Origin of the sequence: Kitasatospora sp. NPDC094019, from assembly GCF_044764505.1 — a bacterium.
GTDB lineage: Bacteria > Actinomycetota > Actinomycetes > Streptomycetales > Streptomycetaceae > Kitasatospora.
Map to the genome: position 1 here is coordinate 55,865 of NZ_JBIWIF010000018.1, position 12,418 is coordinate 68,282.

General features: G+C 75.0%; 14 protein-coding genes. 6 read left to right on the top strand and 8 right to left on the bottom strand.

Features of this window, described 5'->3' with window-relative positions:
* Positions 1–96: 96 nt before the first annotated feature.
* Both ACIQ9P_RS31200 and ACIQ9P_RS31205 read right to left on the bottom strand, forming a co-directional pair.
* On the bottom strand, positions 97–483 hold the full coding sequence (locus tag ACIQ9P_RS31200) for a hypothetical protein (RefSeq protein WP_402363598.1): 387 nt from the start codon (positions 481–483) through the stop codon (positions 97–99).
* Positions 480–671, bottom strand: a complete 192-nt coding sequence (locus tag ACIQ9P_RS31205; RefSeq protein WP_402363601.1) for a hypothetical protein — start codon at positions 669–671, stop codon at positions 480–482. The genes ACIQ9P_RS31200 and ACIQ9P_RS31205 overlap by 4 nt, the downstream gene beginning before the upstream one ends.
* A gap of 710 nt (positions 672–1,381) precedes the next feature.
* Here ACIQ9P_RS31205 and ACIQ9P_RS31210 point away from each other — a divergent pair.
* The 3 genes from ACIQ9P_RS31210 (at position 1,382) to ACIQ9P_RS31220 (ending at position 3,822) form a co-directional block, all read left to right on the top strand.
* Positions 1,382–2,059 (top strand): hypothetical protein, encoded by a 678-nt coding sequence (locus ACIQ9P_RS31210; RefSeq protein WP_402363604.1) that lies wholly within the window; start codon positions 1,382–1,384, stop codon positions 2,057–2,059.
* A gap of 195 nt (positions 2,060–2,254) precedes the next feature.
* Positions 2,255–3,079, top strand: coding sequence for a DsbA family protein (locus ACIQ9P_RS31215; RefSeq protein ID WP_402363607.1), 825 nt, complete (start codon positions 2,255–2,257; stop codon positions 3,077–3,079).
* A 62-nt stretch (positions 3,080–3,141) separates the two neighbouring features.
* Entirely contained in the window at positions 3,142–3,822 is a 681-nt protein-coding gene (locus tag ACIQ9P_RS31220) for a vitamin K epoxide reductase family protein (protein ID WP_402363610.1), read from the top strand.
* 37 nt (positions 3,823–3,859) lie between these two features.
* Here the strand turns inward: ACIQ9P_RS31220 and ACIQ9P_RS31225 are convergent, their stop codons facing one another.
* The 3 genes from ACIQ9P_RS31225 to ACIQ9P_RS31235 form a co-directional block, all read right to left on the bottom strand.
* The gene (locus ACIQ9P_RS31225) at positions 3,860–5,047 is read right to left on the bottom strand and encodes a serine hydrolase domain-containing protein (protein ID WP_402363613.1); all 1,188 of its coding nucleotides are present in this window, start codon (positions 5,045–5,047) and stop codon (positions 3,860–3,862) included.
* A gap of 96 nt (positions 5,048–5,143) precedes the next feature.
* Complete coding sequence (locus ACIQ9P_RS31230; protein ID WP_402363616.1) at positions 5,144–5,686, bottom strand: GNAT family N-acetyltransferase; 543 nt, start codon at positions 5,684–5,686, stop codon at positions 5,144–5,146.
* Positions 5,687–5,710: 24 nt separating this feature from the next.
* Positions 5,711–6,115 (bottom strand): ankyrin repeat domain-containing protein, encoded by a 405-nt coding sequence (locus ACIQ9P_RS31235; protein ID WP_402363619.1) that lies wholly within the window; start codon positions 6,113–6,115, stop codon positions 5,711–5,713.
* A 355-nt stretch (positions 6,116–6,470) separates the two neighbouring features.
* On the opposite strand from ACIQ9P_RS31235, the gene ACIQ9P_RS31240 reads away from it, so the two are divergent.
* From ACIQ9P_RS31240 to ACIQ9P_RS31250, 3 genes are all read left to right on the top strand, one after another.
* Positions 6,471–6,665, top strand: coding sequence for a hypothetical protein (locus tag ACIQ9P_RS31240; RefSeq protein ID WP_030306123.1), 195 nt, complete (start codon positions 6,471–6,473; stop codon positions 6,663–6,665).
* Between the two features lie 162 nt (positions 6,666–6,827).
* Positions 6,828–8,465 (top strand): hypothetical protein, encoded by a 1,638-nt coding sequence (locus tag ACIQ9P_RS31245; RefSeq protein WP_402363623.1) that lies wholly within the window; start codon positions 6,828–6,830, stop codon positions 8,463–8,465.
* 289 nt (positions 8,466–8,754) lie between these two features.
* Positions 8,755–9,129: an RNA polymerase-binding protein RbpA gene (locus ACIQ9P_RS31250; protein ID WP_030396357.1), complete on the top strand. Its 375-nt coding sequence runs from the start codon at positions 8,755–8,757 to the stop codon at positions 9,127–9,129.
* Between the two features lie 189 nt (positions 9,130–9,318).
* Here ACIQ9P_RS31250 and fxsA read toward each other — a convergent pair whose 3' ends face one another.
* The 3 genes from fxsA to ACIQ9P_RS31265 form a co-directional block, all read right to left on the bottom strand.
* Entirely contained in the window at positions 9,319–9,900 is a 582-nt protein-coding gene (fxsA, locus tag ACIQ9P_RS31255; protein WP_402363626.1) for an FxsA family membrane protein, read from the bottom strand.
* A 129-nt stretch (positions 9,901–10,029) separates the two neighbouring features.
* Positions 10,030–11,685, bottom strand: coding sequence for an apolipoprotein N-acyltransferase (gene lnt, locus ACIQ9P_RS31260; protein ID WP_402363629.1), 1,656 nt, complete (start codon positions 11,683–11,685; stop codon positions 10,030–10,032).
* Positions 11,686–11,927: 242 nt separating this feature from the next.
* Positions 11,928–12,386 carry an N-acetyltransferase gene (locus ACIQ9P_RS31265; RefSeq protein WP_402363632.1) on the bottom strand — a complete coding sequence of 153 codons (459 nt, stop codon included), beginning with the start codon at positions 12,384–12,386 and terminating at the stop codon, positions 11,928–11,930.
* Positions 12,387–12,418 lie beyond the last annotated feature (32 nt).

A 12,418-nucleotide genomic window follows, 5' to 3' on the forward strand; every position in this document is an offset into this window, starting at 1 on the left:
CCACCCGTACCCGCTTCCCGGAGCGGGAAGTCGGCGGATCCGACGTCCCGGGCGCGGGCGGAGCGCCTGCGAGCCACCGGTGGGGCACGGGTTCCGTCAGGGGCGCAGCTGGATGGCGAGGGACATGGTGTAGCCGACGAGGGCGGCGAAGAAGGTGACGGCGGTGGCGTAGCGGGGGGTGAAGGGGAGGCCGGCCAGGGCGGGGTAGAGCAGGACGGCGGTGCCGGCGGCGACGTCGGCGAGGTAGAGGCCGCGGGGCGGGAGGACGCCGGTGGTGTGGGCGGCCCAGCCGGTGGCGACGAGGAAGCCGGTGAGCAGGATGAAGCCGGAGAGCAGGCCGGAGCCGATGCTGGAGAGGACGGGGTGGGGTTCGGGTGGGAGTTCCCCCTCGGGGACGGCGGGGCGCAGCCGGTGGGCGACGGCCAGGGCGCCGACGGCGAGGGTGACGCAGCCGGCGGCACTGAGCAGGGGGACGGGGTTCATCGGCGGCTCCGGGAGCTGGTGTGGTGGTGGCCGAGGGCCGCGGCGAGGGCGGCCGGGACGAGGACGGTGAGGACGAGGACGGTGGTCCAGGTGGTGGGGTCGAGGTCGGCGGCCGGGGGGACAGCGGGGGGCGGGGGTGCGGCGGCGACGGCGGTGAGGGTGGCGGTCGGGGCGGGGGGCGGGGGCATGGGTGGGGGTTGCGCCGTCCAGTCGGGCGGGGCCTGTGGGTGCGGGGGTGAGGGGGACGGTTCGGGTCCCGGCCGGAGGGTGAGGGGGGCGTGCGGCGGGAGCGGTGGCGGGGCGGGTTTCGCGGGTTGCCGGGTGACGGTCGGCGCGGTCGAGGTGCTCGGGGTGGTCCGTGGGGGCGGTGGCGCGGTCGGCCCGGGGTGGGGGTCGGCGGTCGCCGGTGCGGGGGCGGACGACGCAGACGGTGACGGGGCGCCGGGCTCCGACCGCGAGGGCGAGGGCGAGGGCGACGGGGTGGCCGACGGAGAAGGCGACGGCGTGGCCGACGGCGTGGGTGACGGCGGCGGGCAGGGCGTCGCGGAGTGCGAAGGCTCCGGCGGGTGCGAGGGGTGCGGGGGATGCGGCGGGAACCACGGCCACGGCGGCCAAGGCCACGACGCCGGCAGCACCGCGGGCACGTCCGGCACATCGGGCACCCCCGGCCCCGGGCCACGGGCATAGTCCATCGCCCGATTGTCGGACCGTCCCACCGCCCCGTCAGCCGCTGACGGCCCCTCACCCGCCGTCGCGCCGTCAAACCCATCGCGCCGGTGAACTCCCCACCCCCGGACCGCGAACGAACGACCGATGCGGGACAATCTGTGCGCCGATCCGGCCGCCGCCCCCGACGCACCCTCGTGCCCGGCGTAAGGGCCGTGACATACTCCCGAGCGTGACGACCTCCACCCACGCGACGAGGGCCCTGCGGGCCGCGGTGTTCACCGCGCTCGCCGTGCCGCTGTCCGCGCTGGGCCAGGTCCTGATCACCGGTCGCCCGCTGCCGCTCACGCTGGTGGTGGTCGCGACCGCCGTCGTCTTCCTGGTCGCGGCCGCGCTGGCCGGCGGGGAGCGGCGGTTGTCGCAGATCGCGGCCGTGCTGGTGCCGGTCGAACTGCTGCTCAACACGACGTTCAATCTGGGCCAGACCAGTTGCGGTCCGGCCCTCGGCGCCGACCTCCCCGCCCGCGGCATGAACCTGCTGGTCTGCGGCGGCGGCTCGGTGGACGGATCGTCGCTGCTCTACGGCCAGTTGGGGCACACCGGGCGGTTGGCGCCCGCGGCCACCCAACTGCTGCTCCTCCTGGTGCACCTGGTGATCGCGCTGGCCGCCGCGGCCTGGCTGCGGCTCGGTGACGCCGCCCTGTCCGGCCTGGCGCGGGCGCTGCGCGCGCTGAGCCAGGCGGTCGCGGCGCCGCTGCGCGCGCTGGTCGCGCTGCTGGTTCCGGCTCCGGCCCGGCCGGTGCTGCGGGTACCGCTGCCGGTCCCGGACCGCCGCCGCCCGTGCCGCGAGGACGTGGTGCTGAGCCCGGCGCCGCGCCGCGGCCCGCCGCTGTGGGCGCCTGCCCGCTGACGACGTCCTGACGACAGCCCCCGTGACGGGCTGCCAGGTGTTCCGGCGGGCGGCGCGCGACTCCGCCCCCGCCCAGTAGTCCCCTCCGGCCCGTACTCCGCCGGCGCCTCCGCGCGCCCGCGCCGTACGTCGCGTGCCGGGGCGGGAACACCTCCGCGCGCCCCTCGGCGCGCCCCATCACGGAGTTGAACCGACATGGCTCACCCCAACCAGAAGCCCTCCCGCAAGCAGGCCCAGCAGATCAGCGCCCGTGAGCGCATCCAGGAGGCGCAGCGCCTGGAGAAGCAGGCGAACGCGCGCCGCCGGCGGATCGTCATCGGCGTCTCGCTCGTCGTCGGCCTCGCCCTGGTCGGCGGCACGGCACTGGCGATCAGTACGGCCGGTGACGGCAAGTCCACGTCGACCGAGGCGGTCGAGCCGACGGCGATGGTCGTCCCGGCGAACACCTCGGGCGCGGACGGCACGGTCATCACGTACGGCAAGGCGGACGCCGCGCACACCCTCCAGGTGTTCGAGGACTTCCGCTGCCCGGTGTGCAAGAACTTCGAGGCGGCCAACGGTGACGCCGTCCGGAAGCTGGTGGACGACGGAACGGTCAAGGTGGAGTACCACCTGGCCGCGTTCCTGGACAAGAACCTCGGCGGCAAGGGCTCGCGCACCGCGCTGGCGGCGATCGGCGCCGCGGTGAACGAGGGCGTGGACAAGTTCAAGGCGTACCACGACGTGCTGTACGCCAACCAGCCGGACGAGCGTGAGGACGGCTTCGGCGACGTCAATCACCTGCTGGAGCTGGCCGACAAGGTGCCGGGCCTGAAGACGGACGCGTTCGTCAAGGCGGTCACGGACCGGACGTACGCGCCGTGGGCGAAGAAGGTCGCGGACGCGTTCAACGACAGCGGGGTGACCGGTACGCCGACGGTGAAGGTGGACGGCAAGCCGTTGACGCTGTTCAGCGGCAACAAGGCGCTGACCGGTGAGCAGTTCACCGCGCAGGTGAAGCAGGCCGCGGGCTTGCAGTGAGCACCACCGGCCCGGCCGATTCCGGCCGGGCCGGCCCTTCCTCACCCACGGAGTGCTCTGCCATGACCGCATCGACCGCTCTGCCGTCCCACTCCTCCTCCCGTCCCGGTCCCGGTTCGGGTCCCGCCGGGTCGGCCGTGCCCGCTCCGGGGCCGGTCGGCGCGGGCCGCGCGTTCTCGCTGTTCGTCCTGCTCTGCGCCCTGGTCGGGCTGGCCGCCTCGGCGGTGCTGACCTTCGACAAGCTGCGGATCCTGGAGGACCCCTCCTACATACCGAGCTGCAACATCAATCCGGTGATCAGCTGCGGTTCGGTGATGCGCACCGCGCAGGCCGAGGTGTTCGGCTTCCCGAATCCGCTGCTCGGGCTGGCCGCGTTCGGCGCGCTGGCGGCGGTCGGGGCGGGTCTGCTGGCCGGGGCCGGGTACCGGCGCTGGTTCTGGCTGGGGCTGCAGGCGGGGACGCTGTTCGGGCTGGGTTTCACGCACTGGCTGATCGTCCAGGCGCTGTACGACATCGGTGCGCTGTGCCCGTACTGCATGGTGGTGTGGGTGACGGTGGTGCTGCTGTTCTGGTACACGACGCTGCACAATCTGCGGTCGGGCGTGGTCCCGGTCGGGCCGAGGTGGCGGCCGGTGGTCCGGGAGGCGGCCCGGTACCACTGGGCGGTGCCGGTGCTGTGGGCGGCGGTGATCGCGCTGCTGGTCCAGAACCGGTTCTGGTCCTACTGGTCGACGCTGCTCTGACGCCCGGCACCGCCGCGCGCACGCCCCCGCCGGGCCGTCAGCCGAGGACGGCCCGGCGGAAGGCGTTGCGCAGGTCGGTGAGCGGCTGGAAGTCGCGGTCGTAGTGGACCTTGTTGGTGAGCAGCAGGGCCCAGCGGCCGCGGCGGCGGGAGACCCAGATCCCGGTGCCGGTGAAGCCGTAGTGGACGAAGGTGCCGACGGCGGGGTCGGTGCCGGCGGCGCAGAGCCAGGACAGGCCGCGGGCGGGGGCGAGTCCGCCGGTGTGGACGCGCAGCGACTCGGTGATCCAGGGTTCGCCCCAGGGGAGTCCGGCGGGCGGGGGGAGCAGGGCGGTGAGGAAGCGTTCCAGGTCGCGGGCGGTGGAGAAGGTGCCGGCGTTGCCGGAGACGCCGCCGAGCAGCCGGGCCGAGGGGTCGTGCACGGTGCCGCAGAGGATGCCGTCGGCGGTGCGTTCGTACTCGGTGGGGGCGGTGCGGCGGGCGGTGTCCGGGGCGAGCGGGCCGTAACGGGTGTCGGTCATGCCGAGGGGCTGCCAGACCTGTCGGGCGGCGAGCCGGTCGAGGGGGGCGCCGGCGAGGTCCTCGACGAGGTGGCCGAGCAGGACGGCGGCCCGGTCGGTGTACTCGACGGCGGCGCCGGGCGGGCGGTGCAGCGGGGCGGCGAGCACGCCGGCCCGGATGGCGGCCGGGTCGTCGCCGTAGAGTTCGGCGAAGCGGGTGCGCAGGGGCATTCCGGCGGTGTGGGTCAGGAGTTGACGGGCAGTCACGGCACCGACGGGGTGCCGGGCGGCGGCGGGCCAGTAGTCGGCGAGGGGGCGGTCGAGGGGGAGCCGGCCGGCCTGCCGGAGGGCCCCGGCGCACGGCCAGAGGGCGACGATCTTGGTGAGGCTGGCCAGGTCGAAGACGGTGTCGTGGTCCATCTCCCGTGTGGCCCAGGGGCCTCGGCCGAGCGCGCCCGACCGGCCGCGGCCCCGGACGCCGTCGGCGTCACCGACCGACCAGACGCCGCCGGTGCCGACGGTGCGCAGCCCTTCGGCCACCAGGCGGTCCAACGGGCCTCCCGGCCGGGCGAGTTCGCCGAGGTCACCGGGATCACGGACGTCACCCGGAGCACGGGACCCGCCGACGTCACGGCGGTCGCCGAAGTCACCGGGTCCGGAGGATTCGACGGGCGGCGACGCTCCGGCGGGCGGTGCGGGGCGGTCGGGCAGTACCGGTCCGGTCATCCGCGGTTCTCCCCCACCCGGCGCCGACCGACGGTCGGCGCCCCTCCCGAGGAGACCGACCGGTCCCCCCGGGAGGCTACCCGGCCGGGGCGCGGCTCAGACGGCGGACGCGCCGTCGAACTCCTTGCCCAGGCAGATGCTCTGCGGGTGCTCGCGGTAGAGGCCGAACTTCTCGATCGCCGCGTACCCCTCGGAGGCGTACAGGGCGATGGCCTCGGGCTGCTCGCTGCCGGTCTCCAGGACGAACCTGGTCCGGCCGGCGTCGGCGGCGGTCCGCTCCAGGTGGCGCAGCAGGGTCCGGGCCAGGCCCCGGCCCCGCGCCTCGGGGCGGACGAACATGCGCTTCACCTCGGCGTCGCCGTCGCGGAGGCCGAACGGCGCCGCCGACTTGGCGCGCCAGCCGCCGCAGGCGACCGGCCGATCGTCGAGGTACACGATGACGAAGAGACCGGCGGGCGGCTCGAAGTGGTCGGGGTGCAGCTGGGTGATGTCGCCCTCGCCGTAGCGGACGACGTACTCCTGCTGGACCTCGGCCGCGAGGAGCTGGGCGTCGGGGTGCCCGAAGCCGGTGACACGCAGTTCGACGCGGTCACCCTTGCGGTCGTGTGCGAAGGTTCCGCCGGTGGTGGTGCTCTCCATGGTCGTCAAGCCTACGGTCCTCGTTCAGCCCGCCTCCGGTCGGCCCTCGAACCGGGCGACCAGCGCCGTCTTCTCGAACATCCGGGCGGTGTCGACGGCGGACGGGGTGCCGGCGGCGGGGTCGGCCCCGCCGGCGAGCAGCGCGTCGAGGACCTCGTCGTTGCCCTTGAAGACGGCGCCGGCGAGCGGGGTCTGACCCCGGTCGTTGGCCCGGTTCGGGTCGGCGCCGCGCTCCAGCAGGGCGGTGACCGCGACGGCGTGGCCGTGGTAGGCCGCGAGCATCAGCAGGGTGTCGCCGCGGTCGTTGGTGAGGTCGGCCGGGGCGCCGGCGTCGACATAGGCGGCGAGGACGGCGGAGTCCCCGGCCCGGGCGGCGTCGAAGAGCTTGCCGGCCAGGGCGATCACGTCGGCGTCGGGGGTGTCGGTCATGTCTCGGCCTTTCTCCGCGGGGCGGCCCGGGTCGGGGCCGCGCCGGTGTGGTCGGTGGTCGCGCCGGACGCACGGTAGCGCACGACACGCGGGCGGAAAGGTTGCGCGCCCGTTCGGGGGAACTTCCCCCCGCCCCCGGAAACTTCCCGCCCGGGGGGCGGGAATGACTCGGCACGCCGGAAATGCGGCACCTCCGGGCCCCGGCGGCTTCGGTTCGCATACCGCCGTCCGGGTCACAAGGTGGTGCATCTCCGCAGATCCACCCATTTGCACCGTTCCATCATCTATTACTTTTTGTCACGATTGTGGCACTTTCCGTGACACTGTCCCCGTCCCCTCCTCCGAGGAGCAGAACGTGATCCTCTCGATTTCCGGCATCGTCCTGTTCGGCACCATCACCTTCCTCTTCTTCCGCAGGGACGGACTCAAGGTCTCCCATGCGATCGTCTGCGCCCTCCTCGGTTTCTACATCGCCGGCTCATCGATCGCGCCGAGCATCACGGCGGGCGGCGCGACCCTCGCCAGCCTGCTCGGCGGCATCAAGTTCTAGCGCGGGTTCCGCCCATCCCCACGGGCCCGGGCGCGGATCCCACCGCCCCCGGGCCCGGTCGTTCCCGCCGGAGCCGCCGCACCGGACCGGCCGTCGCACCGGACCGGCCGTCGCGGCGAGCCCCGTTCCACCCGACCGTCCCACTCGCCCGGGGAGCCAGGAATGCCGCTCAACCGCCACCACCTCAGCAAGGGCCGCGACCTCGCCCGCACCGCCGGCGACCACGCCTCCGACATGTTCGCGCCGCTCACCGTCGTCGGCCGGGGGCTGCGCCACCACGTCGGCTGGGCCAAGGGGCGGTGGCAGGCCACCCCGAAGGAGCGGCGCGGGCCGACCGTCTTCCTGGTCGCCGCGATGCTGGTCGGCGTCTTCCTGCTGCCGCACGGCCTGCTGTTCGCCCTGGTCGCGCTGATGGCCAGCGCCGCCTGGGCCGGGCGCGCGCCCAAGGCCCCGCCGGCCCCGCCCGAGCCGGACGTCGCCGAGGTCAAGCTCACCGCCCTGTACGCGGCGCTCACCCCGTACCTGGCCGGACCGGACGAGCTCGTCCCGCTCTACCACCACGAGGGCAGCTGGAAGAACGTCTTCACCGGGTGGGAGTTCGACGCCGAGGGCCGGCTCTCCCGACTGGAGATCGCCTACCCCGCGTACTTCACCGACACCGAACCGGGCGCCCGGGCCCGGATCGAGCAGGTCGTCCAGGGCAAGGCCGGCCGGGCCCGGGAGTACCGCTTCGACTGGGACGAGGAGACCAACCGGCTGCGGATCGCCGCCCTGGCGCCGCTGCCCACCGACATCGCCGCCCAGCGCTTCGTGGCCGCGCCGGGCGAGATCGTGCTCGGCTTCACCGACGAGGACGGCAGCGCCCGGACCATCCCGGTCCAGCAGGGCGGCGTGCCCGCCCAGCAGCCGCCGGTGGTCTGGCGCACCGGCCCGCGCTCCGCCGAGCCGCACCTGCTGGCGCTCGGCGTCAGCGGCTACGGCACCTCCAGCCTGATCCGCTCGATCGCCCTCCAGGTCCTCCCGTACGCCGACCTGATGGTGATCGACGGCGCCGGCACCGGCGAGCACGCCTGCCTGGTCAACCGGCCCGGCGTGCACACCGTGGAGACCAGCCTGCACGGCGCGCTGGCCGCGCTGCACTGGGCGGCCAAGGAGACCGAACGCCGGCTCACCGCGCTGAACGCCGCCCGGCACGCCGGCACCGCGCCGCCCGCGGACGTCACCCGGCCGCTGTGGCTGCTCCTCGACCACCCGACCGAGTTGACCGAGCTGGCCCACGCCGAGGGCCGGCCGGACCCGCAGGACCTGCTGGAGCTGCCGCTGCGGCACGGCCGGGCCGCCCGGGTCACCGTGGTCGTCGCCGACGACATCGAGGCCCGGGACCGGATCTCCCCGAGCGTCCGGGCCACGGCCCGGGCCCGGGTGGTGCTCGGCCCGGCCGGCCCCGAGGAGAGCCACGCCGCCCTCGGGGTGCCGCTGGACATCGTGCCCGCCGCGCACGCCCCGGCCGGGCGCGGCTACGCCCGGATCGGCACCGGCGCCCCGGTCCGGCTCCAGCTGCCGGCCACCGTCGACCCCCTGGACGAGGACGCGCCGGCCGCGCTGCGGGACGCCGTGATCGCCCTGCTGCCGCACCGCGACACCCGCACCGAGGCACCCGCGGCGGCCCCGTCGGCGCAGCCGCTGCCGGTGCACCCGGACGGCCCGGCGACGGTGTCGGTGGAGCTCGACCCCGCCGCGCACGCCGGGGTGGACCTCGCCAAGGGCCCGGCCGCGCTACGCTTCCGCCCACTCGCCTGACCTCGCCGCCAGGCATCCGAAGGGGAGGGGCGGCTCCGGCCGTCGAATCCCGGCCCGGTAGGCTCGTCCGGGAAAGGCCGACCGATCGCCAGGTGTGAAATAGGTGACACCTGGGGTGATATCACCGGCCAGATGTGACAAATCGGGCGCCGGTGGGTACAAACAGGGACGGCACAACAGACGACGCATGTCCCGGGACGGGAATCTTCGTCGGAAGCCGAGCGTTGACCGAACGACGAAGAACAGCGACCACTAGTCCTGTGGGCCATAAGCCCGGGAGGCACGATTCATGAGCGAGCGAGCTCTCCGCGGCACGCGACTCGGGGCCACTAGCTACGAGACCGACCGTGGTATCGATCTGGCTCCCCGCCAGACCGTCGAGTACGCATGTCAGAACGGACACCGATTCGAGGTTCCTTTCTCGGTCGAGGCCGAGATCCCCTCCGCCTGGGAATGCCGCTTCTGCGGCCAGGAGGCGGTACTCCTCGACGGTGACGAGCCCGAGGAGAAGAAGACCAAGCCGACGCGTACCCATTGGGACATGCTGATGGAGCGCCGGACCCGTGAGGAGTTGGAGGAGGTGCTGGCCGAACGGCTGGCCGTGCTCCGCTCCGGTGGGATGAACCTCGCGGTACACCCGCGGGACACCCGCAAGAGCGCCTGACCCGCTCCCGCCGCTCGGCGGGGGCAAGCGAAAAGGGACCCTGGTCACCAGGGTCCCTTTCGCGTTGCCGCTCCCGGCCCGCTCCGTACCGGGAGCGGACCGCCGAGGGGCTCGCCGGCGCGGACCGGGCCGGCCCTTCGGGCATCCGGCCCGCGCCGCGGGTGTCCGGCCCGCGCGTCGCGGACCGGGTCAGCCGTTGAGGGGCGGACGGTAGCCGGTGTCCGGGCCCTGCGGTCCGGCCGCCGGGCCGGCGCCCGGCTCCACCACCTCGCCCTGGATCACCTTGCCGTCCGGGCGGTGGATCCGCAGCTGCTCCTGCAGCCGCATCGCCTCCGCCAGCGGGTCGGCGCCCGCGGTCGCGGTGGAGCGCAGCACCTTGTCGGCGGCCCGGCGCCCGGCCGCCCGCCACAGCGCGCGGGTCGGCGGGAACAGCAGGGTCAGCGCCAGCCCGTCCGAGAGGAAGCCGGGCAGGATCAGCAGCAGGCCCGCGAGCACGGTCAGGCTGGTCCCGGTCTGCGGCTGCTCGGGCTTCGGGTCGCGGGTCTGCTCGAAGGCCGCCGACAGGGCGCGCGCGCCGGCCCGCTTGATCAGCGAGCCGCCGATCAGCGCGCCCGCGATCAGCAGCAGCACCACGGTGAGGCCGCCCAGCCAGGAGCCCACCTGCACCAGCAGCCAGATCTCCAGTACCAGCCAGGCGGTCACGAGCAGCGGCAGCGCGCGCCGCAGCTTCGAGCGCGGGGCCGGACGGGTGGGGGTGTCTTGCCGGGTCACGGTACGAATCCACTCCAGGCGGTGCTCTGCGCGCCGCACGGGAGGTCCGGGCCGGCTACGGCACCACCTGGTCCAACGGTCGGCCGGCGGCCGGTGTTCCACCGGGCCCGGGCCCGGTGGAACACCGGGTCACTCGCCCGGGGCGGTCCCGCCGCCGGGGGCGGGGGCGGCGGCGTCCGCGGGGACCGTCGCACGGCGGCGGCGGGCCAGCAGCACGCCCCCGGCGCAGGCCAGCAGGCCCGCCACCGCGAGCGTCCACTCGGGGGCGGCGCCGACCCGGTCGGCGACGGTGGTGCCGTCGCGCAGCGGGACGGTCGCGGACAGCTCGGCGGCGGTCAGCTCCTCGGTGCGCTGGACGACGGTGCCGTCCGGGGCGATCACCGCGCTGATGCCGCTGGTGGCGGCGATCAGCACCGCGCGGCCGTGCTCGACGGCGCGCAGCCGGCTCATCGCGAGCTGCTGCTCCGGCTGCCCGGTCCTGGCGTAGGTGGCGTTGTTGGTCTGCACGACGAGGATCCGGGCGCCCTGGTCGACGGTGTCGCGGACGATCTCGTCGTAGGCGACCTCGAAGCAGATGACGTCGCCGATCCGGGCCGGGCCGAGCTGCATGACGCCGTTGTGGTCACCGGGGTAGAAGTCGCGGGCGACCCGCTGGAGCCGGGTGATGACCTTGGACAGCTGGTCGCGGAAGGGCACGTACTCGCCGAACGGCACCGGGTGCTGCTTGGTGTAGGAGGCGCCGGGTCCGGTCCTCGGGTCCCAGACGATGCCCTCGTTCTGCACGTGCTGCTCGTCGGGGCCGTCGACCAGGGTGCCGACCAGGGTGGGCACCCCGATCGCGCGGACGGCCTGGTCGATCCGCCGGTAGGCCGCCGGGTCGGAGAACGGGTCGAGGTCGGAGGAGTTCTCCGGCCAGATCACGATGTCCGGCTTCTCGGCCCGCCCCGCCTTGATGTCGTCCGCGAGCTTCTCGGTGGCGGAGGCGTGGTTGTTGAGGACCATCATCGGGCGGCCGAGGAAGTCCATGCCGGGGTTGGGCACGTTGCCCTGGATGACGGCGACCTTGACGGTGTCGGCGGCCGCGGTGGGCACCGGCACCAGGAACCCGGCCAGCATGGTGGCGACGGCGCCGAGCGCGCCCAGCGCGGCCGCGACCGGGCGGCGGTCGGTGCCGCGGCCGGCGGCCCGGACGGCGGCCCAGGCCAGCAGGGTGCCGGACAGGGCGACGGCGAAGGTCACCAGCGGGGCGCCGCCGAGTGCGGCCAGCGGAGTGAAGGGGGTGGCGGTGTTGGCGAACGCCAGCCGGCCCCAGGGGAAGCCGCCGAGCGGCAGCCGGTCGCGGGCCCACTCCTGGGTGATCCACAGGCAGGCGCCCCAGAGCGGCCAGCCGGGCAGCCGGGAGCTGAGGGCGAGGCCGGAGCCCAGGGCGGCCAGGAAGAGCGCCTCGATGACGGACAGGCCGACGGTGGCGTCCCAGCCGACCACCCGCAGCCAGCTGAGCAGCATCAGGAAGAACGGCAGGCCGAAGGCGAAGCCGGTCCAGGCGGCCTGGCGGACGGTGCGGCCCCGGGTGAGCAGGGAGAGCGCGGCGACACCGAGCAGCGACAGCGGCCACAGGTCGAACGGCGGGAACGCCAGTGCGAGCAGCAGCCCGGCGAGCGCGGCCAGCCCGGTCCGGGGCAGGCCGGCCCGGATCCTGGCGAGGGCGCGGGCGCCCCGGCCCGGGCCGGGTTCCTCGTCGGGGGCTTCGGGTGCGGTACCGGACCGCTCCTGGGTGACGGGCATGACCACCGTCGCACCATCTCTCTCGACGCCGTCCCGCCGTGGTGTACGGGGACGGCTGTTCGGACGCTGTCCGAAGAAGGTACCCCGTCCGGACACCCGGCCGTGAGCTGAGGGTCGCTTCGCGCCGTCCCGGCGGGGCCGGTCGGCGCGGGGACGGCGCCATCGGCGCGGTCGGCGCGCGGTCGGCGCGGGGACGGCGGGCAGGCGCGGGGACGGCGGCGGGCGCGGACCGCCGCGACCGGTCAGCGCGGGGCGTAGGCCGCCTCGGCGAACGGCCAGGTGGTGGCCAGCCAGTCGGAGACGGCGCGGTGCAGCGGGGCGTCCAGCCCGGCCCGGTCGGCCCGGACCCAGGAGCTGACCGCGGCGACGCCGGGCCGCTGGCGGTCCGGGTAGACGTAGACGCAGCCGACGACGGCGTCGCCGGGGACGGCGAACACGCTGTAGGTGAAGCCCCGGCGGGCCTCGAAGTCGGCGGCGTGGCGGCGCAGGTCGGCGAGGTTGTGGTCGGGGTCCATACCCTCGGCCGGGGGCCAGGTGCCCTGCCCGAAGCCGGAGGTGGCGCGGATGTGGGCGATGCTGCCGGTCCAGGCGGCGTGGTCGGCCTCGTTGTGCTGCTCGCCGAGGGGTTCCAGGCGGAACCCCTCGGTGTCGAGCGCGCGGGGGACGGTGAAGTCGGCGGGAATGAACGGCTGGTCGGTCATGGGGTCAACCTCCGGCCGCCGGCCCGCGCCGA

What these genes read in the sequence shown, in the direction of transcription:
- ACIQ9P_RS31200 (WP_402363598.1), bottom strand. Translation starts at nt 483, where the DNA reads ATGAACCCCGTCCCCCTGCTCAGTGCCGCCGGCTGCGTCACCCTCGCC.
- ACIQ9P_RS31245 (WP_402363623.1), top strand. Translation starts at nt 6,828, where the DNA reads ATGCCGCTCAACCGCCACCACCTCAGCAAGGGCCGCGACCTCGCCCGC.
- ACIQ9P_RS31215 (WP_402363607.1), top strand. Translation starts at nt 2,255, where the DNA reads ATGGCTCACCCCAACCAGAAGCCCTCCCGCAAGCAGGCCCAGCAGATC.
- ACIQ9P_RS31235 (WP_402363619.1), bottom strand. Translation starts at nt 6,115, where the DNA reads ATGACCGACACCCCCGACGCCGACGTGATCGCCCTGGCCGGCAAGCTC.
- lnt (WP_402363629.1), bottom strand. Translation starts at nt 11,685, where the DNA reads ATGCCCGTCACCCAGGAGCGGTCCGGTACCGCACCCGAAGCCCCCGAC.
- ACIQ9P_RS31265 (WP_402363632.1), bottom strand. Translation starts at nt 12,386, where the DNA reads ATGACCGACCAGCCGTTCATTCCCGCCGACTTCACCGTCCCCCGCGCG.
- ACIQ9P_RS31205 (WP_402363601.1), bottom strand. Translation starts at nt 671, where the DNA reads ATGCCCCCGCCCCCCGCCCCGACCGCCACCCTCACCGCCGTCGCCGCC.
- ACIQ9P_RS31230 (WP_402363616.1), bottom strand. Translation starts at nt 5,686, where the DNA reads ATGGAGAGCACCACCACCGGCGGAACCTTCGCACACGACCGCAAGGGT.
- ACIQ9P_RS31250 (WP_030396357.1), top strand. Translation starts at nt 8,755, where the DNA reads ATGAGCGAGCGAGCTCTCCGCGGCACGCGACTCGGGGCCACTAGCTAC.
- ACIQ9P_RS31220 (WP_402363610.1), top strand. Translation starts at nt 3,142, where the DNA reads ATGACCGCATCGACCGCTCTGCCGTCCCACTCCTCCTCCCGTCCCGGT.
- ACIQ9P_RS31225 (WP_402363613.1), bottom strand. Translation starts at nt 5,047, where the DNA reads ATGACCGGACCGGTACTGCCCGACCGCCCCGCACCGCCCGCCGGAGCG.